The sequence below is a fragment of the Ruegeria sp. BA2 genome (assembly GCF_056539605.1).
The window spans coordinates 370,592-390,859 of the sequence record NZ_JBQFVE010000003.1 but is presented as its reverse complement, the minus strand read 5'-3'; the positions used below and the strand labels follow the sequence as shown (position 1 = coordinate 390,859).

Here is a 20,268-nt window from a genome sequence, read left to right as displayed (position 1 = left end):
AAGCCCCGAAGATCGGGTTTTCGCCGCTCTGTCTGCGACAGATAATGTCGGTTTTGCCATTCAACCCGGCGTTTCAGAACATTGGACGATCAGGACTTGGACAACCAATCGGGAATATGGCCGATGTCGGGTAATACAACATCCGCCAAAGGCGCGAGAGTTTCGGCCGTCGCCATTCCGGTCAAAACCCCGATCGTCACCATCCCCGCCGCGCGCCCTGCTTCCAGATCGTGCAGACTGTCGCCAACCATCGCAATTCGCGCAGGCTCTACCTCAACTTGTTGCGCAAAGGCCAACAATTGCCCAGGACCGGGTTTATAGCCATGACCGCTGTCATAACCGGCGACAAAATCAAAATGATCGCGCACGCCGACCGAATGCAGGTGCTGCAGGGCGGGCATTTCAGCATCATTGGTGGCGACACCCAGCTTGAACCCGGCCTCTCGCAGCTTTTCGAGGAACGGCGCCAAGGGAACTGCGGGTATCTGCTGTGCTTCGGCGGATGCGCGGTTGAGCGTTTCAATCAACTGCTCATGCGACATTTCGGGCAAGTGAGGCTTCAGCGCGCCAGCAACCTCATCAACTGTTCCTGCAATAACAATGCTGTCTGGCTCATAAACTTCTTGCTCGATATCGAACCCGATTGCCTTTCCCAACTCTGAGGCGCGCTGCACGTCGCCATCGGCAAGCTGTTCCAGCGCGATGCGTCCGAACGCCCCCCAAGTGGCCGCAAAATCAAAAAGTGTGCCGTCCTTGTCGAACACGAGGGCGTCTATTGCCATGAAAAAGGCTCCTGTGGATTAAGTCCAGTGCATGTCCGAATTGCCAGACAATACCGCGCGGGCTTGTCCCGGTTCATCGTAAGGTACAGAATTGGCGTCACAAAAAGCGATCACCCACGAATCGTCAAGCAACAGAAAGTCCAATACCGATCCCAGGAACTCGGCCTCGCCCGCTCGGTCGCGCAGATCCTGAGCAGAGGCCCCGGTCGCACCAAGAAAAACAGGTAACAATTCCTCATTCCCAACCAGCCAACTCAGCACATTTATAGCCAGCGTTTCAGCGGAGTTGGCAGAGATCGGCATAAACTGGCCTCGGGCATTAGCTTGGAAAGGGTTTGTTAACCAGAGTCATAAACACTTTGGCAACGCATGCAATCAAACGGTGAATGGCTATGTCTGTACAAGGCACCATACTCGTCCTCGACGGTGTTTCGACCAATCGCATAATGCTTAAGGTTCAACTGACGGCGGCCTGGTATCATGTCGTGCAAGGGGAAAAACTCGTCGGGCTAGGCGCATTGCTCAGGCGGACCCGTCCTGATCTGGTTTTGACAGCGCAGACTTTGCCGGACGGTACAGCGGCAGATGTCAAGAAAGTGATGGCGGCTGATCCTGCGCTGATCGATGTACCAATCGTCGCTATTGCACCCCAAAACGACAAAGCCGCGCGTTTACGAGCACTGTCGGATGGTCTGGATGATGTTCTGGGCTATCCGTTCAAAGACACACTGTTACTCGCCCGGATACGCAGCTTGTTACGCGCGAGGGGGGACAGGCAGGACCTAAGCCTCAAAGGTGAGTCTCAGCCCATCGGATTTGGCGAACCGCCACAAGTACTGCTGGCTCCGCCAGTGACCGCACAGATCGCGATCTTGGCGCATTCAGCACGGACCGGCGCGTTGTGGCGCAAAACTCTGGCTAGTCAAACGCGGCACAACGTGAACAGCCATACACTTCCTGATCTCAAAGGCGTTTTGTCCGGGGCCACGCCGGATGCAATTGTCGTCGAATTGAAGCCAACCGCCTCTGGGCGTAACCTTCTGGCCGATCTGCGATCCCGCAACGCAACGCGAAATACGGTGCTGATCGGGGTGTTGCCTGATGAAAACCCCTTACGCGCAGCCGAAGCATTGGACAACGGGGCAGATGCGGTCTGCATGGGCGGGTTTCACACGGACGAGATTTCGTTGCGGTTGGAAACCCTGATTGCCCGCAAGACCCGAGACGACCGGCTGCGTGCGGCTTTGCGGAAGGATTTGGCCGAATCGCTAACCGATCCGCTGACCGGGTTGCACAATCGACGTTATGCCATGAGGGCCCTGCAGCAGATTGCACATCAGGCACCGGATGCAGAACACGGGTTTGCAATCATGCTGGCCGATCTTGATCACTTTAAGGCAATCAATGACCGGTTTGGTCACGCCGCTGGTGATCTGGTGCTGACCGAGGCCGCCCGAAGGCTGCGCCTGGTAGTTGGGGCATCCGGTTTCGTAGCGCGTATCGGAGGGGAGGAGTTTATGATCGGGCTTCCCAACGCATCAGCGGAACTGGCCCTGAAACAAGCGCGAGAGGTTTGTAAGGCCATCTATGAAAAACCCTTTCAACTGCCTGACAGGCCTACACTTGTTCCCGTCACGATCAGTGTCGGGGTAAAGCTTTGCGCGCCGCCGGAACTCGCAAGGCGCGACGAAAACGACCCGGTGGGGCGCCTGATCAACTCGGCGGACCAAGCGCTTTACGCCGCGAAAAAGGCAGGCCGCAATCGAGTGCAAATTCAGAAGAGCGCGGCGTAAGGGATCAATCCTGCTTCTTTGGTTTGCGCGGGCCCCTTTTGACCACTTTTTCCAGCCGGTCCGCATATTCGGCGCGCTCCTCATCGCTCATAGCGGTAATCTGCGCCAGCCATTGCCGGTGAAGGGCTGTTTGCAAATCAGCGGTCGCCTTCGATTGCTGTTCAAGCAAAGTCTCAACCGCCGCTGGGTTAAACGGAACGACCCTCAATGCCTGACTGAGCGCAGAGAAATCCTGCTTGCGGCCATGTGATCGCTTGCCGCGCAAGTCCGACAATTCGCCGCGCAGCGCTTTTCGATCCGGCTTGGGTAAGGCGTAGTACAACGCTGGGCCAAAGCCCGGTGGGGTGTCTACCCGATCATTTCCTTTGAAACGCATGACAGCGCCCAGAACAATGCCGACAACCAACAAGTTCAGAGCAAGCGAGACGGCCAGCGCAATCGGTATCCATTTACGCTTGGGTGCAGGATTATCGCTCATTCTGCGTCCTCCAGGTAGTTTTCGTCCAAGTTCAGATCTGCCATTAGATAATTCGTCTCTTGCGATAAGAAGTAGTCAACGGGATCTGGCAAAAAGGTTGGGGCAGAAAACCCGATCCATACGCCCGCTGCGCTTGCAGCTACAAGGCCGCTCAAACCCTGCCAACCGCCAATCACACTAATGCTGGATCGCCACGACCAACGACCTTTCGGGGCAATTCGAGATAGCCGAACCGCTTCGGCGTCGGTTTCGATTCGAACAGCAAGATCGTCCGGAAGTTCATTCCGCGTTGCGCGCGCCTGCGCAAACAGATGGTCGAGTTCGTTATTCAGTTCAGCCATGTTCGTACCCCAGTTCATCCCGGCGACCCGCCAGTATGGCGGTCAGGGACCTTTTCCCACGCGCGGTCAGGCTTTCAACGGCCTCGACCGAAATATCCATGATCCCCGCGATTTCGGGATTGGACAATTCTTCAATGTGCCTCAGAACCACCGCTTGCCGCTGCCGCTCCGGTAGTTGATCCAATGCCTCCTGCAAGGCATCTTTACGTGCTTCATCCTGAAGTTGATCCACCACGCTGGCCGCACCATCTTCGGGCTCAGCGACATTATCCAACGCTTCAGGCCGCTTTTTTCGCCGCATATCCGCGCAGAGGTTCAGCGTCACTCTAAACAGCCAAGTCGATATCTGCGCCTGCCCCGGCACCCAATTGGGTGCCATCTTCCACAGCCGCATCATCGCCTCTTGGGTCACATCCTCGGCTTCAGCTTGGTTACCCAGCATGCGCAAGGCCACGGAATAGCAGCGCGGTCCCAGACGTCCGGTCAACAAACGGGCCGCCGCCGCGTCCCCATCAGCAAATTGGCCCAGCAACTCATCGTCGCTGGGCTCGGGCACGGCGGAAATTCCGCCGTCCGCCGTGTTCGGGTAAGAGGTCAGATCCTCCATCCCTTATCAGTTGTTGTCGGTGTCCGACTGCTGTTGCCGCTTGTGTTTCCGGCCCATTTTGCCTTTTGCATCCGCATATTCCTGTTCCGAGATCGAACCGTTTCCATCGGCATCGATACGCTCGAACATCTTGGAGGCACGGCGCGGTTTCGGCAATTCATCTTCGCTCAGGAAACCGTCAGCATTTGCATCGTGCTTTTCGAACATCTTGTTGACCCGCTCAGTCGCTTTGGTCTGTGCGGCAGCCTGCATCTCCTGAACGCTCAGTTGCCCATCGCCATCCGCATCTGCAGCGGTGAACTTTTGGTTGCGATGCGCGGTGATCTCGGCCTGAGTGACCTGCCCGTCGCCGTCGGCGTCAAGTTCCTGAAATGTTGCTCGCGGCCCTTTGGCCGATGCCATTGTGCCAGTCACGGCGACTGCTGCAAGAACGACGGCCGAGATGAAGGTAGTGGTTTTCATTACAAAGTTCCTTGAATTTAGCGGTCCAGTACCGCTGTTGATACTTACTCAAACGCGGCCCGAACGGTTTTCCGTCGCATCGGTAGCAACTTTTTTCACCGAGTTTGAATAGCGGCGACAAGCTGATAGGCTGCGGGTGATCGCCACAAAGCGACGCACCCCCCTTTTCCGACGGGTTCGAAACCGCCTATATCGCCCAAGGATAAACGCGTGAGACTCAAATGACTGCTCAAACGATCAACACTTCGGTCGAGGAAGACCGCCCAACCAAACCCGCACTGATCCGTGGGTTTCGTTGCAAATGCCCAAATTGCGGCGAAGGTAAGCTGTTGCACAGTTATCTCAAGGTGAACGATACCTGCACCGAATGCGGGCAGGAGTTGTTTCACCATCGCGCTGATGATGGCCCGGCCTACCTGACCATTCTGATCGTCGGTCACCTTTTGGCGCCCGCGCTACATGTGTCGTACGTGCACTGGCGCCCAGATCCATGGGTCATGGCCATTGGCTTTTCCATCGCTTGCGTCGCGCTGTCACTGTACCTTCTGCCCCGGCTGAAAGGTGCGGTGGTCGCCTATCAATGGGCGCGCCGGATGCATGGGTTCGGCAAAACTGCATGAGCGCAGACAAGACCGCCATTCGCAACGCTGCAACCGTCATCGTTCTGCGTGACAGGCTCAGCGATCCTTCGATCTTGATGGGGCAGCGTGGCGCGAAGGCGGCGTTCATGCCCAACAAGTTTGTATTCCCGGGTGGTGCAGTCGATCCTGCCGATGCTGGCATAACGCTCAGCACACCTCTGCCCGATCTCTGCACCGAGCGCTTGTCACAGCAATCCCAACCGGACCTGCAGAATGCTCTGGCTGCTGCTGCAATACGGGAATTGTGGGAAGAGACCGGGCTGATCCTTGGCCAACCGGGTGAATGGCCGGGTGCGGCCCCGCCCGATTGGCAAAGCTTTGCGCGGATGGGTTATCTGCCTTCTGCCGAAGCATTGCAATTCGTCTTTCGCGCCGTTACGCCCCCCGGGCGACCTCGCCGATTTGATGCCCGGTTTTTTTTGGTCGATGCCGATGCGATTCACGGCGATTTGGATGATTTCACTCATGCCTCGGATGAGTTATCGCATCTGCAATGGGTCAAGATCAGCCAAGCCCGCGAATTCGATCTGCCATTCATAACCGAAGTCGTCTTAGCCGAGATTGCAGCACGCACCGCAGACCCGAAGCCGCCAGAGACCGTGCCTTTCTTCCTCAACGACGAAGAGGCCAGCCTGTTCTTGCAGCTTCGGGGATATCCGATGCCTTATGCGGATTAGCGCATTCGGCTGACGACCACCGTGACCTCGGGCTTCTTGCCAATCTCGGCCTGCGCGGTCTGACGCGCGATCCGGCGCAACCCTTCTTCCATCTTGTCGTCATCGCGCAATGTCTTGGCGCCCGCGCGCATCAGGAACTGGTTCAGGTCTTCTTCCAACACTTCGACCAGCCCTGCGCGGGACGATCCCATCTCGGGCAGCCCCATGGTATCGCACCAAGGCTCACCCAACGGCTCGTCTTCTTCGTCCAGTATGACCGTGATCGTGATGTGGCCGTTCAGCGCCATACGGATGCGATCACGCACAACGCCGTCCAGGGCACCGATCTTGACCGTACCATCCAGATAAGTGCGACCGGTCTCGATATAGTCCGCGACCTTCGGAGCATTGCCAGTCAAATCCAGCATGGTGCCGTTTACTGCCAAAATCCCAGTGCGCCCGCCTTCTTCGGCCAGCTTGGCATGTTCTCGCAGGTGGCGATGTTCGCCGTGCATCGGGATGACCATCTGCGGATCGATAAGCGCGTGAACTTTTTCCAGATCAGGCCGATTGGCGTGCCCTGAGACGTGATACAGCCCCGAGCTGTCATCGACCACATCCACACCCTTCTCGCTGAGTTGATTCATGATGCGGATCACGCCGCGTTCATTACCCGGAATGGTCTTGGACGAGAACAGGAACAAATCGCCTTCTTTCGCTTCAAGCCCGCGATACTTGCCACGCGCCAGTTGGGCGCTGGCGGCACGGCGTTCACCTTGGCTACCGGTGACGATCAGCATCAGGTTCGCGCGGGGGACATCCAGCGCCTCTTCTGCGCTGATGACCTTTGGAAAGTCGCTAAGGATACCTGTTTCGGTCGCCGCCTCGATCATCCGTCTCATCGCACGACCCAGCAGCACGACCGAGCGTCCTGCCTTCTGCCCCGCCTCGGCCAGCGTCTTCACCCGCGCCACGTTCGAAGCAAAGGTTGTCGCGATGACCATACCGCTGGCATCTTGAACAAGCCGCGTGATTTCAGGCCCGACCTCAGATTCCGAGCGCCCGGGATGAGACGAAAACACGTTGGTGCTGTCGCAAACCAGCGCTTTGACGCCCGATTTGGCCACCTCTGACCACAAGTCGGGATCAAACGGCTCACCCACGATTGGGTTGGCATCCAGTTTGAAATCACCCGTATGCACCACCCGGCCCGAAGGGGTATCGATGATCAGCCCCGCACTTTCGGGGATCGAATGCGAAACCGGCAGGAAACCAATTGTAAACGGACCCGCCTTGATCTGTTCCGGCCAAGGCGAAGCAGTAAGCACCGCTTCGGTCGGATGACCATGTTCTTCCATTTTGCGGCGCGCGATATTGGCCGTGAACGCGCGCGCATAGATCGGAGCGCCCAAAGCCTCGTAACAATGCGCGACCGCGCCAACATGATCTTCGTGCGCGTGGGTCACAAACACCGCCTGAAGCCGGTCGGCGCGTTCTTTCAGCCATGTGATATCGGCGAAAATCAGATCAACACCGGGCGAGGTATCCATGTCAGGAAACGACACACCCAGATCCACCAGGATCAACCGCTCTTGCCCCGGCTTGCCATAGCCGTAGACATAAGCATTCATGCCAATTTCGCCTGCACCGCCCAGCGGCAAATAGATCAGTCGTTCACTGCTCATGTTGAGCTATTTTCCTTGTTATAGCGATGGATCACGGTCAAACCGTGCATCGTCAGATCATCTTCGATGGCGTCAAAACCCACGTCTGCCTGATCGAACAGAGGCGCCAGCCCCCCGGTGCCGACGACTTTCATCTCCATTCCGTATTCGGCTTTGACGCGTGAGATCAGACCTTCGATCAGGCCGGAATACCCCCAGTACACGCCGGATTGGATGCAGCCAACCGTGTTTGTTCCGATCACTTTTTCGGGTCTTGTGATATCGATATGCGGCAGTGCCGCTGCGCCCTGATGCAATGCTTCGAGGCTTAGGTTCACACCGGGGGCGATGATACCCCCGACATAGGCGCCGTCAGCTGCGACTACATCAAAATTCGTGGCTGTCCCAAAGTCGACCACAACCACATTGCCGCCATGGCGGTCAAAGGCCGCCGCCGCATTGGCCAATCGGTCCGGACCAGGTACCGTGCCTTCATCGACGCGTGGATTAACCGGCAATAAGCAATCTGGTTTACCGATGACAAGCGGGCGGCATCCGAAAAACCGATCTGCAAAAACCCGAAGGTTGAACACCACTCGTGGCACGGTCGAGGCGATGATCACGTCTGTAATATCCGCCTCGATCCCGTAGTGTTTCACCAAGGTTGAATACCATGTGAAATACGCGTCCGCTGTACGTGCGTGATGGGTTGACGTGCGCAGGGTACACAGAAACTTCTCACCGTCCCAGATCGAGAAAACGGTGTTGGTATTGCCGCAATCAATCGCCAGAAGCATCTTTGCCCCCTTCAGAAATAGACATCCGCGGCCGGAATACTGACACGGCCCTTGGCGGTGTTTAGGACAAGGCTGCCACCCGCGTCCACCGTTTCAAACGTACCTACAGTTTCTGACGCAGCGGTACGGGCGGTAATTACCTCGCCCAACCGCGCAGCGCGCGAAAGCCAGGCGGCGCGGATCGGCTCGAACCCATAGGTCATGAACTGCGTTTCGTAATGCGCATAGCCCGAAGCCAATTCGGTCAGAAAATCCTCGGGTGTCACCAAAGCACCAGTTTCCGAAAGCAATGAGACCGGGCGCACCGCCCCAGCTTCGACATTGTCAGCACTTGGAGCCTCGGAAAGATTGACGCCAATCCCGATCGCCAAATGCGTAACACCTCGGCCCTGCCCCGTGCTTTCAAGCAAGATACCGGCCAGTTTGCCGCCGTTCAGCAGCACATCGTTGGGCCATTTCAAGGACAAACCGCTGGTCCGCCCAGTCACCGCCACACAGGCATCAAATAACGCCAACGCGGCAACGAAGCTGCGCAGCGCCGCCTGCTCTGGATCACCTGGCGGGCGCATCAGCAACGTCGCGGCCAGATTGCCCGTGGGATTGACCCAAGCACGCCCACGACGCCCCCGAGCGGCAGTCTGCCGATGCGCCATGATCCAAACCGGCCCAGCAGCGGTAGGAGCCAGCCGCGCAGCCTCGTTCAGGGTGCTGTCCACCTCCTGCAGCACGTGCAGACCATATCCTTGGGGCCAGTCGCTCATGTCAAAAAGGCCCGGTACAACGCCCGAGCCCCTTTGCTGAGTTTCGGATTGGGATCAATTAACAAGCGTTGTCGCCGCAGCGGCCGCCGCGCCCTCGATGCCAAATTGGTAGAATACTCCGATCAGCATCAGCGCCGCAGACCCCATCAATGCACCCCACAGAACGGGTGACGAGCGGGTTTCGATTGGGTCTTCGTTCTCGGCCCCGAAATACATGTAGTACACGATGCGCAGATAATAGAACGCACCGATGACCGAAGCGATCGCAGATGCGATCACCAGACCGGTCAGCCCAGCCTCGATCCCGGCTTGCCAAACACCGAACTTGGCAAAGAAACCAAGCATCGGCGGCACGCCTGCAAGGCTGAACATCAAGATCAAAACAGCAAGCGCCTTGCCCGGATCGCGTTTCGAATACTGCCGCAATGCGTCGATATCGGTCACCGGTTTGCCGTCACGCTCCATCATCAGGATGAAGGCGAAGGTACCAATGTTCATCGTCACATAGATCGCCAGATACATCAGCATGGCTTTGACGCCCATTTCAGTGCCTGCAGCCAGACCGATAAGCGCATAACCCATGTGGGCAATGGACGAAAACGCCATCAGTCGCTTGATGTCACGCTGCCCGATCGCCGCAATAGCGCCCAGAAGCATCGACAGAACCGAAAGCAGGACTATCACCTGCTGCCAATCTTTGACAACACCCCCGAAGGCATCATGCAAGACACGCGCGAACAAGGCCATTGCAGCCACTTTGGGCGCGGTTGCGAAGAACGCAGTGATCGGCGTCGGCGAACCCTCGTACACATCCGGTGTCCACATATGGAACGGCACGGCCGAGACCTTGAACGCAAGGCCCGAGATCAACAGGACCAGACCAAACAGCAGCCCCAGCGAGACATCATCATGATGCACCGTCTGGATGATGCCCGAGAACAACGTGGTTCCGGTAAAGCCATAGACCAGCGATGCCCCATAAAGCAGCAGACCGGAGCTGAGCGCACCCAGAACAAAATACTTCAGGCCTGCCTCGGTCGATTTGGCGCTGTCCCGGCGCAGCGCGGCTACGACATAAAGCGACAAGGATTGCAGCTCTAGCCCCATGTAAAGCGACATCAGATCGCCCGCACTGACCATCATCATCATACCGACAGCCGCCAAAGCGACCAGCAGCGGATATTCAAACCGCAGCAACCCACGGCGCGCCATGTAGTCCTGGCTCATCAGCAGAACAGCAGCGGCGGACAACAGGATCGCTACTTTGGCAAAGCGCGCAAAGCCGTCATCCACAAACATGCCATTGAAAGCGATGTTTGTTCCGTCGCCATTCATCGCAATCCAGATCGCCAGAATGGCCATCAGACCAGATGTCGACCAGACCAGAACCGGGGCAAGCCCGTCTTTGGTCGTGTAGACAGCCCCGATCAGCGCCGCCATCGCATATACGGCCAGAACGATTTCTGGCAGGATTATTGTCAGATCAGCTTGGATCATGTCTCCAAAGCCTCCTTAATGCGAAGCGGCTGTCTGGGATGCGGCCTCAGCCGCGGCCAGAGCCGTGTCATAGTTCGAAATCAGCGCAGCGGTGGATTGCCCGATCACATCGGTCACCAGCGATGGATAGATCCCTAGCAGTATCGTCATGAGGATCAGCGGTGCAAAGATCAGGCGCTCACGGGAACTCATGTCGGTCATCGCCTTCAGGCTTTCTTTGATCAGATCGCCAAAGACTACCCGGCGATAGAGCCACAGCGCATAGCCCGCCGAGAAGATCACGCCGGTTGCAGCCACAGCCGTCACCCAGGTGTTGACCTGGAACGCGCCCATCAGGGTCAGGAATTCTCCGATAAACCCAGACGTGCCCGGCAGGCCGACATTGGCCATGGTGAACAGCATGAATACCAGCGCGTAAGCTGGCATCCGGATCACCAGACCTCCATATGCCTCGATATCACGGGTATGCATCCGGTCGTAAATTACGCCGACGCACAGGAACAGCGCAGCCGAAATAAACCCGTGGCTGAGCATCTGGAAGATCGCGCCGTCAACGCCCTGTTGGTTCGCCGCAAAGATGCCCATGGTCACAAAGCCCATATGCGCGACCGAGGAATACGCGATCAGTTTCTTCATATCCTCCTGCACCAGCGCCACCAGCGAGGTATAAACGACCGCAATCGCCGACATCCAAAGCACCAGATCGGTCATCACCGCCGAGCCCACGGGGAACATCGGCAGACTGAACCGCAGGAAGCCATAGCCGCCCATCTTCAAGAGGATCGCCGCCAGCACAACCGAACCCGCGGTCGGCGCTTGCACGTGCGCATCTGGCAACCACGTGTGTACCGGCCACATCGGCATTTTCACCGCAAAGGATGCGAAGAACGCCAAGAACATCAGCGTCTGCATGCCGCCGACGATATAGATGCCCAGCACGCTGAACCCAACCGACGAGAACTGATGGCTCATCAGCGCTTCGATATCCGTGGTGCCCGCATCGGCGTACATCGCAACCATCGCCACCAGCATCAGCACCGAGCCAAGGAAGGTGTAGAGGAAGAATTTGAAGCTTGCGTATATCCGATCCTTGCCGCCCCAGATGCCGATGATCAGGAACATTGGGATCAGACCGGCCTCGAAGAACAGGTAGAACAGCACCAGATCCAGCGCCATGAAAACGCCCAGCATCAGCGTTTCAAGCAGCAGGAACGCGATCATGTATTCCTTGACACGATCCGTTACGTTCCAACTGGCCAGAATGGTCAGCGGCATGATGAAGGTGGTCAACAGGACGAACAGAACGCTGATGCCGTCGACACCCATCTTGTATTTCAGTCCCAGCAGCCATTCGCCCTCTTCCACCATCTGGAAGCCGGTGTTTGAGGGATCAAAGCCGGTATAGATGCCAATCGAGACCAGGAAGGTCACAGTCGTCGCGATCAAAGCCACCCATTTGGCGTTGCGTTGCGCATCAGGATCGTCCCCCCGCAGAAACAGCGCCAGAATCGCCGCTGCCGCTGCCGGAGTGAAGGTTACGATCGATAGGATGAGATCCATTAGTGTGCGCCTCCGCCGATAGACATCCAGGTGACAAGGGCGGCAATGCCCAAGACCATCCAGAAGGCGTAAGTAAAGATGTAACCGGTCTGAGCCTTGCCTGCGAGGCGGGTGAAGAAGGGCACAACGCCCATCGCAACCCCATTCAGGAAGCCATCGATTGTATTGCCGTCACCGCGTTTCCAAAGGAATCGACCAAGTGCGACAGTGGGTTTGACAAAGATCGCGTTGTAGATCTCATCGAAATACCACTTGTTCAACAGGAACAGATACAGTGGACGTTGGTTCGCAGCCAGACGCGCAGGCAGCGAGGTGTTCACGATGTAGAACCAATAGGCCACTATGAACCCAAGCAACATCGCAACGAAGGGCGAGACCTTGACCCATTTCGGAACCGCATGGGCATCGTCAAGCACGGTGTTGTCCGGCGCCATATACAGCGCACCCTCACCCGGCTGACCAGCGAACACATAGTGATGATCACCATGGTCGTCTTTATCTCCATGCGCCGCATCGTCGCCATGGGAGTCATCGGTATGAGAGTCATCGCTATGGCCCTGATCGGCATGTGAGTCTTCGCCGTGACCATCATCGCCATGCGCCTCACCATGCTCTGACGCTTCGGCCACCGGAATTCCGTAAAACTTGCCGACTTTATCCGTATGTCCGAAGAAGTTGCCATACCAGATCATGCCGGCGAAGACTGCGCCCAGGGACAATACGCCCAGCGGGATCAACATGACCATCGGGCTCTCATGCGCGTGCTCATGGGTATGCTTGTCCCCACGTTCTTCACCATAAAAGGTCAAGAAGATCAGGCGCCAGCTATAGAACGAGGTGAAGACAGCCGCGATAACCAGCATCCAGAAGGCGTAGCCTGTGCCACCTGCAAAAGCGCTTTCGATGATCGCGTCTTTTGACAGGAAGCCTGCAAAACCAAAGGTGGTTAGCGGAATGCCAACACCGGTGATGGCCAGCGTCCCGATCATCATCGCCCAGAACGTATAGGGGATTTTCTTCCGCAACCCGCCGTACTCAGTCATCTCTTGCTCGTGATGCATGGCATGGATCACCGAACCGGCCCCAAGGAACAACAGCGCCTTGAAGAATGCGTGGGTCAACAGGTGGAACATCGCCGCCGAGTACATGCCGACGCCTGCAGCAACGAACATATAGCCCAGCTGAGAACAGGTTGAATACGCGATCACGCGCTTGATGTCTGTCTGAACCAGCCCCACAGTCGCAGCGAAGAACGCGGTCGAGGCCCCGAGGAAAGTGATGAAACCAGTCGCGCCCGGTGCGAACTCCATTAGCGGCGACATGCGACAGACAAGGAAGACACCTGCGGTTACCATGGTTGCGGCGTGGATCAGGGCCGATACAGGCGTCGGGCCTTCCATCGCATCCGGCAGCCAGGTGTGCAGGATCAACTGCGCCGATTTACCCATTGCGCCGATGAACAGCAGAACACAGATCACTTCGATGGCTGTCCACTCGCCCCAGAGGAAGTGCAATTTCTCCTCGGCCAGAGCCGGAGCCGCCGCAAAGACATCCGAAAAATTGATGCTGTCCGTCAGCAAAAAGATCGCAAAGATCCCCAGCGCAAAGCCAAAATCACCAACCCGGTTTACGATGAACGCTTTCATCGCTGCCGCATTGGCAGAAGGCTTACGATAATAGAACCCTATCAGCAGGTATGAGGCAACGCCCACGCCTTCCCAGCCAAAGAACATCTGCACCAAGTTGTCCGCCGTTACCAGCATCAGCATGGCGAAGGTGAAGAACGACAGATAGGCAAAGAAGCGCGGCTTATAGCTTTCGCCTTCGCGCCATTGCGGATCATGATCCATGTAGCCAAAGGAATAGAGGTGCACCAACGCCGAGACGGTCGTCACCACGATCAGCATAATCGCGGTGAGACGGTCCAGGCGGATCGCCCAGCTTGTCGAGAGCGAACCGCTCTCGATCCAGCGCAGGATTTCGATCTGTTGGGTGACGCCATCGAAGGTGAAGAACACGATCCAGCTCAGCAGACAGGCCAGAAACAGCAGCCCGGTGGCGGTCCACATCGCGGCCTTTTCACCAATAAACTTCCAGCCAAAACCGCAGATCAGCGCACCCACGAGCGGGGCAAAGAGGATGGTTGTTTCCATAGTTCTCTTAGCCCTTCATCATATTGACGTCTTCAACCGCGATGGTGCCGCGGTTGCGGAAGAAGCAGACCAGAATGGCCAGGCCAATCGCCGCCTCGGCCGCCGCCACGGTCAGCACGAATAGCGTAAACACCTGCCCGACCAGATCGCCGAGGAAACTGGAAAACGCCACGAGGTTGATATTCACCGCCAAGAGCATCAGTTCGATGCTCATCAGTAGGATGATGACGTTCTTGCGGTTCAGGAAGAGACCGAAGATGCCGATGACGAACAGCGTCGCCGCGACCGTAAGATAGTGTTCAAGTCCGATCATATTGACGATCCTGTCCCTCTCACGACGCCGAAATCTTTGTAAGATTTCAGGCCGATTTTTTTTGAAAAAATCGAGTCTCTCACAATCCCTGCCCCGGTTTCACGTCCTTCAACTCCATCGCCTTGGCCGGGTCGCGCATCATCTGGCCGACGATGTCCTGACGCTTGATGTCCTGACGGTGGCGCAGAGTCAGTACGATGGCACCGATCATGGCCACCAGCAGGATCAGGCCCGCCAGTTGGAACAGAAGGAAGTATTGATCATAAAGAATGACGCCCAACGCCTCGGTATTGTGACGATCCGCTGGAACCGGTTGTGCCAGATTGGACGCCGCGCCCTGCGCGCTGTCCCAGGCTCCAAAGGCCATGACGAACTGCATCAGGATGACCAGACCGATCAGCAGGGCCAGCGGCATATAGCGTGCCATCTCGGCCTTGAGCTCGGCAAAGTCCACGTCGAGCATCATCACCACGAATAAGAACAGAACCGCGACCGCGCCGACATAAACGATGATCAGCAGCATCGCCACAAACTCGGCCCCCAGCAGCACGAACAGTCCCGCCGAAGACAGGAAGGACAGGATCAGCCATAGCACCGAGTGCACCGGTTGGCGGCTGATCACCGTAAACAGCCCGCCGGTGATGGCGCTGATGGCAAACAGGTAGAAGGCAAAGACGGTCATTGATCCTCATCCTCGTTATCGCCCATGACCTCTTGCGCCAGATCCAGCGCGCGGGTCATGGCCGGGATGCCGGCAAAGACCGACATCTGACCGATCGTTTCCACGATCTCTTGTTTCTTCGCACCCGCTTCCAGCGCATGACGCACGGTCTGGCGCACGGCGCTATCGGCCTGCGCGCCCTGACAGGTCAACCCCGCCAGCGTCAGCAGCAGGCGGGTCTTGGCATCCAGACCATCTTTGTTGACGGTATTGCCAAACATCATCTCCATGACCTCTTTGGGCATGGTCGGCCACAGCGCCTCGAACCCTTTGGGCGAGAAATTCTCCATCGCCGGGTTCATCGCCTTGGCCATGTCCTGAGCTTGCTTCATCATCAGCTCGAACGGATTTGTCGGGCTGTCACTCATCTGTACGGCGCGTCCATTTCCAGATTGCGAGCGATCTCGGCTTCCCAGCGTTCGCCGTTATCCAGCAGCTTTTCCTTGTCGTAGAACAGCTCTTCCCGGGTTTCCGTGGCGAATTCGAAATTCGGGCCTTCGACGATGGCATCGACCGGGCAAGCTTCTTGGCAAAAACCGCAATAAATGCATTTGGTCATGTCGATGTCATAGCGCGTGGTGCGGCGGCTGCCGTCTTCGCGCGGTTCTGCGTCGATTGTGATGGCTTGCGCAGGGCAGATCGCTTCGCACAGTTTGCAGGCGATGCAGCGTTCCTCGCCGTTCGGATATCGGCGCAGGGCGTGTTCGCCCCGGAACCGCGGCGAAAGCGGGCCCTTTTCGTGCGGATAGTTCACGGTGGCCTTGGGGGCGAAGAAATATTTCAGCCCCAGCTTCATGCCGACCCAGAAGTCCTGCAACAGGAAGTACTTAGCAGCGCGGGTATAGTCGATTTGGGTCATATCAGCCTCCTACGCTCCACCGCGCAAACGCGCCCCAGAACCAGTCAAATTTTGCGGCAAAGGCCACGAAGACCACCCAGACCAGCGAGAACGGCAGGAACACTTTCCAGCCCAGCCGCATCAGTTGATCATAGCGGTAGCGGGGCGTGATGGCCTTGACCATCGCGAAGAGGAAGAAGAAAAACGCCATTTTGGCGACCATCCACAGCACGCCATCGGGCAGGCCCGGGATCGGCGACAGCCAGCCGCCAAAGAACAGCAGCGTGGTCAGGGCGCACATCAGGAAGATGGCGATGTATTCACCAGCCATGAACAGCAGGAAGGGCGTGGCCGAGTATTCGACCTGATAGCCTGCGACCAGTTCCGATTCTGCCTCGGGCAGGTCAAATGGGGGGCGATTGGTTTCGGCCAGTGCCGAGATGAAGAACAGGAAGACCATCGGGAAATGCGGCAGCCAATACCAGCTGAAAAACCCGAACGAGCCGTCCTGCGCCCGCACGATGTCGCCGAAATTCATCGAACCGGTCGAGATGATGATGCCGATGATGATCAGGCCGATGGAGACTTCGTAGGAAATCATCTGCGCAGCCGAGCGCAACGACCCAAGGAACGGGTACTTTGAGTTCGACGCCCAACCACCCATAATCACGCCATAAACCTCAAGCGATGAGACTGCGAAGACATAGAGGATGGCGACGTTGATGTCAGACAGGACCCAGCCATCGTTGAACGGGATCACCGCCCAGGCGATCATCGCGAGGACAAAACTGGTCAATGGTGCGAGGATAAACACCGTACGGTCGGCACCTGCGGGAATGACGACCTCTTTCACCACATATTTCAGTGCGTCCGCCACCGATTGCAGCAGGCCGTATACGCCGACAACATTGGGGCCGCGACGCATCTGGACGGCGGCCCAGATCTTGCGGTCGCCGTAAACGAGGAACAACAGCGAGATCATCACGAACGCAACAACAGCAAGCACTTGCGCCAGAATGATGATGGCTATTCCGCCTGGGGTGTTAAAGAATTCAGCCATTGGTCCTCACACCGTGGGTATTCCGTTTTCCGCGTGCGATGCAAAGGCCAGATGCCTGCGCAATCTGCGGCTGGGTCGGCGCGTTGGTGTAAACAGCATCTGCCGTCATTGCGCCACCCTTAATCTTAGGTTTCACACACAATTCTGGCGCGGCGAGCTGCCACGCCGCCGCCGCGTAGGTTTGCGATATGAAACGGGTTGGGGTCATTCCGCCGCGATCTTCTCGGATTTGCGGGCCTGAGATTGTGCAGAAAGTTCGGCCATCAATTGCGATGCCCGTGCGATTGGGTTCGTCAGATAGAAATCCTTGATCGCATAGCGGAATGTGGCCTTGCCCAGAGAAGCGGCCTTCAGCGCCTGAACTTCATTCTCGATCATTTCATCAACCTGAGCGAGATGCGGCACTGCCTCGATCAGCGCAGTACGCAGTTGCGCAAGCGAGTCGAAGGGCAGCGTTGCGCCCAGTTCGGCGGACAAGGCCCGCAAAATCGCCCAGTTTTCCTTGGCCTCACCCGGCGCAAACCCGGCGCGCATGGCAAGTTGCGGGCGGCCTTCGGTGTTCACGAATAGCCCGTTTTCCTCGGTATATGCCGCGCCCGGCAGGATCACATCGGCGCGGTGCGCGCCCCGATCACCGTGGCTGCCTTGATAGATCACAAACGCGCCTTCGCCGATTTCAACCTCATCCGCACCGAGGTTATAGATCACATCCGCTGCGCTCACCGCTTCCATGCCACCTTCATTCGTGGCATCAACGTCCATCGCACCGACGCGCGCGGCGGCGGTGTGCAGAACAATCAGGCCACTTTCGGTATTCGCCGCAATGGTTTGCGCAGCGGCCAGAACGGCAGCACCGTCTGCCTCTTGCAGCGCGCCCTGACCAACGATGACCAGAGATGGCTTACCCTTGATCTCGTCATCGCCGCCCATATCAACTGCTTTTTGCAGCGCGGCACGGTCATCACCCATATGGTGATAGTCGTAAGTCAGGTCGACAGCAGGCCCAACCAGAGCCACCTCGGCTCCATGCGCCCACGCCTTGCGGATGCGTGCGTTCAGAACCGGAGCCTCTTCACGCGGGTTGGTTCCGATTAGCAAGATACGCTCAGCCGTGTCGATATCTTCAATCGCTGCGGTCCCGGCATAAGCACCGCGATTTCCAGCAGGCAGTTTTGCCCCATCGGTGCGGCATTCGACGATGCCACCCTGCCCTTCGATCATCTGTTTCAGCGCGAATGTGGCCTCAACCGGAGCCAGATCACCGACAATCCCGGCTGGCTTCTCAGCCGCTTTCAGTGCCTCAGCGGCTTTGGTCAAAGCCTCGGGCCAAGTGGCTGGTCGCAGCTTGCCGTTCTCACGCACATACGGCTTGTCCAGCCGTTGGCGCCGCAACCCGTCCCAGACAAAGCGGGTCTTGTCACTGATCCATTCTTCGTTCACGCCATCATGGTTGCGCGGCAGGAAGCGCATCACTTCGCGCCCTTTGGTATCCACGCGGATGTTCGAACCCAGAGCGTCCATCACATCGATGCTCTCGGTCTTGGTCAGTTCCCAAGGACGGGCGGTGAAGGCATAAGGCTTCGATGTCAGCGCCCCAACCGGGCAAAGATCAATGATGTTGCCCTGCAGGTTCGAGTCCAGCGTCTGGTTCAAGTACGAGGTGATCTCGGCATCTTCGCCACGCCCGGTCTGGCCCATCTGAGTGATCCCGGCAACCTCGGTTGTGAAGCGCACACAGCGGGTGCAGCTAATGCAGCGCGTCATGGCAGTACCAACCAACGGACCCAGATCCAGATCATCCACTGCCCGTTTGGCTTCTTTGAAGCGCGTGCCAGACAGGCCATAGGCCATAGCCTGATCCTGCAGGTCGCATTCACCACCCTGATCGCAGATAGGGCAATCCAGCGGGTGGTTGATCAGCAGGAACTCCATCACCCCTTCGCGGGCCTTCTTGACCATGGGCGAGTTCGTCTTGACCACCGGTGCCTGGCCTTCCGGGCCCGGACGCAGGTCACGCACTTGCATCGCGCAAGAAGCTGCGGGTTTGGGCGGGCCGCCCACAACCTCGACCAGACACATCCGGCAGTTTCCGGCGATCGACAGACGCTCGTGATAGCAAAAGCGCGGCACCTCGACCCCGGCCTGCTCACAGGCCTGGATCAGTGTCATCGCACCATCGACTTCGATTTCTTGCCCGTCGATATTGACTTTGCGGAGGTCAGACATGGTCTAGTTCGCCCTCAAATACACGCCAATGGCGCTGTTTCTTTCAATCTCTTTCCGCCCCAACGTGCAGAAAGAATTGGGATTTTCATAAGACACGCCGTTTTGGGCCAGATAAGCTTCGCCCTTGGTGCGCATCCGGTCTTTTTCGGCATCCGAGTCTACATAGGCGCGGATTTCAGAGTCCGAGTATCCCAATTTGTTTGCTTTGGATCGCAGATCCCACATCACACCAATCGCCTTAAGCCGCCGCCCGCTGATCGAGGGGCAATACTCAGATATCTCGTTTGCGATGGCGATGTAGTAGAGTTCGTTGTCAATCTCTTTGACATCTCTCAATGGTGGTTTGGCTTCGGCCACTACGGGCACAGAAATCGCGAAAATCGTGGCCATCAGTTTTGCTAGAGACATAACATTTCCTTTCGTCTTGGGTTTCCCAAGACGACGGCTAGCGGCCCTGCTATGCAATAACAGAGAACCGGTCCCATCGTGATATGCGATACGATCGTTCATGGTCTCTGGCAGCTTCCGGCAAAGGTCAGCTTGTCATTCTCAAGACGCAGGTTTTGCGGTTCCGTATCCGGGCCAACCTTCCACGAAATTCTGGACGACCCAAAATTCTGAATGCAGAATTTTGTCCCCTCATAACGGCCCGCCTCGCGCGCGCCGTCCAGCGATTGCGAAACGCCGTTGACAGTGACCGTGAAATCAGTGGGCGTTGCCTTCTTGTCCACATGTTTGGCCTTGGCATTAAAGTAAATACCGTCAAACGCCACACGCGTCGCCCGCGAAGGCGCAGTTCCACATGCTGCTACAAGCAAGCCTCCCAGCACGACCATTGCCGTTACGGATACACGTTTCGCCATCATGACCACTCCTGTTCCGTGGCTGGCGCTTGTGTCATCCGCTCGCTTGTACGGG

The 20,268-nt window shown here is 57.3% G+C and carries 24 protein-coding genes; 3 read left to right on the top strand and 21 right to left on the bottom strand.

The genetic code is table 11. The features are described 5' to 3' along the window. Nucleotides 1–89 precede the first annotated feature (89 nt). Both ACR0NN_RS09450 and ACR0NN_RS09445 read right to left on the bottom strand, forming a co-directional pair. The gene (locus tag ACR0NN_RS09450) at nucleotides 90–782 is read right to left on the bottom strand and encodes an HAD family hydrolase (RefSeq protein WP_170720485.1); all 693 of its coding nucleotides are present in this window, start codon (nucleotides 780–782) and stop codon (nucleotides 90–92) included. Between the two features lie 18 nt (nucleotides 783–800). Next, nucleotides 801–1,085, bottom strand: coding sequence for a DUF3572 domain-containing protein (locus ACR0NN_RS09445; protein ID WP_170720488.1), 285 nt, complete (start codon nucleotides 1,083–1,085; stop codon nucleotides 801–803). An 83-nt stretch (nucleotides 1,086–1,168) separates the two neighbouring features. Between ACR0NN_RS09445 and ACR0NN_RS09440 the strand changes: the two genes are divergently transcribed. Then, nucleotides 1,169–2,575, top strand: coding sequence for a diguanylate cyclase (locus ACR0NN_RS09440; RefSeq protein WP_480684479.1), 1,407 nt, complete (start codon nucleotides 1,169–1,171; stop codon nucleotides 2,573–2,575). Between the two features lie 4 nt (nucleotides 2,576–2,579). Here the strand turns inward: ACR0NN_RS09440 and ACR0NN_RS09435 are convergent, their stop codons facing one another. From ACR0NN_RS09435 to ACR0NN_RS09420, 4 genes are read right to left on the bottom strand one after another with little or no spacing between them, the layout of a single operon-like run. Further along, on the bottom strand, nucleotides 2,580–3,053 hold the full coding sequence (locus ACR0NN_RS09435) for a periplasmic heavy metal sensor (protein ID WP_170685805.1): 474 nt from the start codon (nucleotides 3,051–3,053) through the stop codon (nucleotides 2,580–2,582). After that, on the bottom strand, nucleotides 3,050–3,394 hold the full coding sequence (locus tag ACR0NN_RS09430; protein WP_170720490.1) for a hypothetical protein: 345 nt from the start codon (nucleotides 3,392–3,394) through the stop codon (nucleotides 3,050–3,052). The genes ACR0NN_RS09435 and ACR0NN_RS09430 overlap by 4 nt, the downstream gene beginning before the upstream one ends. Then, the gene (locus ACR0NN_RS09425; RefSeq protein WP_170720493.1) at nucleotides 3,387–4,001 is read right to left on the bottom strand and encodes an RNA polymerase sigma factor; all 615 of its coding nucleotides are present in this window, start codon (nucleotides 3,999–4,001) and stop codon (nucleotides 3,387–3,389) included. The genes ACR0NN_RS09430 and ACR0NN_RS09425 overlap by 8 nt, the downstream gene beginning before the upstream one ends. Nucleotides 4,002–4,007: 6 nt before the next feature. Next, complete coding sequence (locus ACR0NN_RS09420; protein ID WP_170720497.1) at nucleotides 4,008–4,463, bottom strand: EF-hand domain-containing protein; 456 nt, start codon at nucleotides 4,461–4,463, stop codon at nucleotides 4,008–4,010. Between the two features lie 221 nt (nucleotides 4,464–4,684). Between ACR0NN_RS09420 and ACR0NN_RS09415 the strand changes: the two genes are divergently transcribed. Next, entirely contained in the window at nucleotides 4,685–5,083 is a 399-nt protein-coding gene (locus ACR0NN_RS09415; RefSeq protein ID WP_170720501.1) for a DUF983 domain-containing protein, read from the top strand. Further along, complete coding sequence (locus tag ACR0NN_RS09410; RefSeq protein WP_170720503.1) at nucleotides 5,080–5,781, top strand: NUDIX hydrolase; 702 nt, start codon at nucleotides 5,080–5,082, stop codon at nucleotides 5,779–5,781. Before ACR0NN_RS09415 ends, ACR0NN_RS09410 begins: the two co-directional genes overlap by 4 nt. Here ACR0NN_RS09410 and ACR0NN_RS09405 read toward each other — a convergent pair. The 15 genes from ACR0NN_RS09405 to ACR0NN_RS09335 form a co-directional block, all read right to left on the bottom strand. Then, on the bottom strand, nucleotides 5,778–7,445 hold the full coding sequence (locus tag ACR0NN_RS09405; RefSeq protein WP_480684475.1) for a ribonuclease J: 1,668 nt from the start codon (nucleotides 7,443–7,445) through the stop codon (nucleotides 5,778–5,780). The two genes, ACR0NN_RS09410 and ACR0NN_RS09405, sit on opposite strands and share 4 nt — an antisense overlap. Next, nucleotides 7,442–8,221 carry a type III pantothenate kinase gene (locus ACR0NN_RS09400; protein ID WP_170720511.1) on the bottom strand — a complete coding sequence of 260 codons (780 nt, stop codon included), beginning with the start codon at nucleotides 8,219–8,221 and terminating at the stop codon, nucleotides 7,442–7,444. Before ACR0NN_RS09400 ends, ACR0NN_RS09405 begins: the two co-directional genes overlap by 4 nt. 11 nt (nucleotides 8,222–8,232) lie before the next feature. After that, on the bottom strand, nucleotides 8,233–8,982 hold the full coding sequence (locus ACR0NN_RS09395; RefSeq protein WP_170720514.1) for a biotin--[acetyl-CoA-carboxylase] ligase: 750 nt from the start codon (nucleotides 8,980–8,982) through the stop codon (nucleotides 8,233–8,235). A 54-nt stretch (nucleotides 8,983–9,036) separates the two neighbouring features. Next, nucleotides 9,037–10,479 (bottom strand): NADH-quinone oxidoreductase subunit NuoN, encoded by a 1,443-nt coding sequence (gene nuoN, locus ACR0NN_RS09390; RefSeq protein ID WP_170720517.1) that lies wholly within the window; start codon nucleotides 10,477–10,479, stop codon nucleotides 9,037–9,039. A gap of 15 nt (nucleotides 10,480–10,494) precedes the next feature. Next, nucleotides 10,495–12,039 carry an NADH-quinone oxidoreductase subunit M gene (locus ACR0NN_RS09385; RefSeq protein WP_170720522.1) on the bottom strand — a complete coding sequence of 515 codons (1,545 nt, stop codon included), beginning with the start codon at nucleotides 12,037–12,039 and terminating at the stop codon, nucleotides 10,495–10,497. Beyond that, the gene (gene nuoL, locus ACR0NN_RS09380; RefSeq protein WP_170720526.1) at nucleotides 12,039–14,192 is read right to left on the bottom strand and encodes an NADH-quinone oxidoreductase subunit L; all 2,154 of its coding nucleotides are present in this window, start codon (nucleotides 14,190–14,192) and stop codon (nucleotides 12,039–12,041) included. The genes ACR0NN_RS09385 and nuoL overlap by 1 nt, the downstream gene beginning before the upstream one ends. A gap of 7 nt (nucleotides 14,193–14,199) precedes the next feature. Further along, nucleotides 14,200–14,505 (bottom strand): NADH-quinone oxidoreductase subunit NuoK, encoded by a 306-nt coding sequence (gene nuoK, locus ACR0NN_RS09375; RefSeq protein WP_005984024.1) that lies wholly within the window; start codon nucleotides 14,503–14,505, stop codon nucleotides 14,200–14,202. A 79-nt stretch (nucleotides 14,506–14,584) separates the two neighbouring features. After that, the gene (locus ACR0NN_RS09370) at nucleotides 14,585–15,187 is read right to left on the bottom strand and encodes an NADH-quinone oxidoreductase subunit J (protein ID WP_170685817.1); all 603 of its coding nucleotides are present in this window, start codon (nucleotides 15,185–15,187) and stop codon (nucleotides 14,585–14,587) included. After that, nucleotides 15,184–15,594 carry a carboxymuconolactone decarboxylase family protein gene (locus ACR0NN_RS09365; RefSeq protein ID WP_010442761.1) on the bottom strand — a complete coding sequence of 137 codons (411 nt, stop codon included), beginning with the start codon at nucleotides 15,592–15,594 and terminating at the stop codon, nucleotides 15,184–15,186. The genes ACR0NN_RS09370 and ACR0NN_RS09365 overlap by 4 nt, the downstream gene beginning before the upstream one ends. Beyond that, nucleotides 15,591–16,085 carry an NADH-quinone oxidoreductase subunit NuoI gene (gene nuoI / locus ACR0NN_RS09360; RefSeq protein WP_039524264.1) on the bottom strand — a complete coding sequence of 165 codons (495 nt, stop codon included), beginning with the start codon at nucleotides 16,083–16,085 and terminating at the stop codon, nucleotides 15,591–15,593. The genes ACR0NN_RS09365 and nuoI overlap by 4 nt, the downstream gene beginning before the upstream one ends. A gap of 1 nt (nucleotide 16,086) precedes the next feature. Beyond that, nucleotides 16,087–17,124 carry an NADH-quinone oxidoreductase subunit NuoH gene (nuoH, locus tag ACR0NN_RS09355; protein WP_170720534.1) on the bottom strand — a complete coding sequence of 346 codons (1,038 nt, stop codon included), beginning with the start codon at nucleotides 17,122–17,124 and terminating at the stop codon, nucleotides 16,087–16,089. Further along, nucleotides 17,117–17,332, bottom strand: a complete 216-nt coding sequence (locus ACR0NN_RS09350) for a hypothetical protein (protein WP_170685820.1) — start codon at nucleotides 17,330–17,332, stop codon at nucleotides 17,117–17,119. Before ACR0NN_RS09350 ends, nuoH begins: the two co-directional genes overlap by 8 nt. Further along, nucleotides 17,329–19,350 carry an NADH-quinone oxidoreductase subunit NuoG gene (gene nuoG, locus ACR0NN_RS09345; protein ID WP_170720537.1) on the bottom strand — a complete coding sequence of 674 codons (2,022 nt, stop codon included), beginning with the start codon at nucleotides 19,348–19,350 and terminating at the stop codon, nucleotides 17,329–17,331. Before nuoG ends, ACR0NN_RS09350 begins: the two co-directional genes overlap by 4 nt. A gap of 3 nt (nucleotides 19,351–19,353) precedes the next feature. Then, a complete protein-coding gene (locus ACR0NN_RS09340) occupies nucleotides 19,354–19,758 on the bottom strand; it encodes a DUF5333 domain-containing protein (RefSeq protein ID WP_480684471.1) in 405 nt (134 codons plus the stop codon). 98 nt (nucleotides 19,759–19,856) lie between these two features. Then, entirely contained in the window at nucleotides 19,857–20,213 is a 357-nt protein-coding gene (locus ACR0NN_RS09335) for a hypothetical protein (protein WP_480684469.1), read from the bottom strand. Between the last annotated feature and the right edge of the window lie 55 nt (nucleotides 20,214–20,268).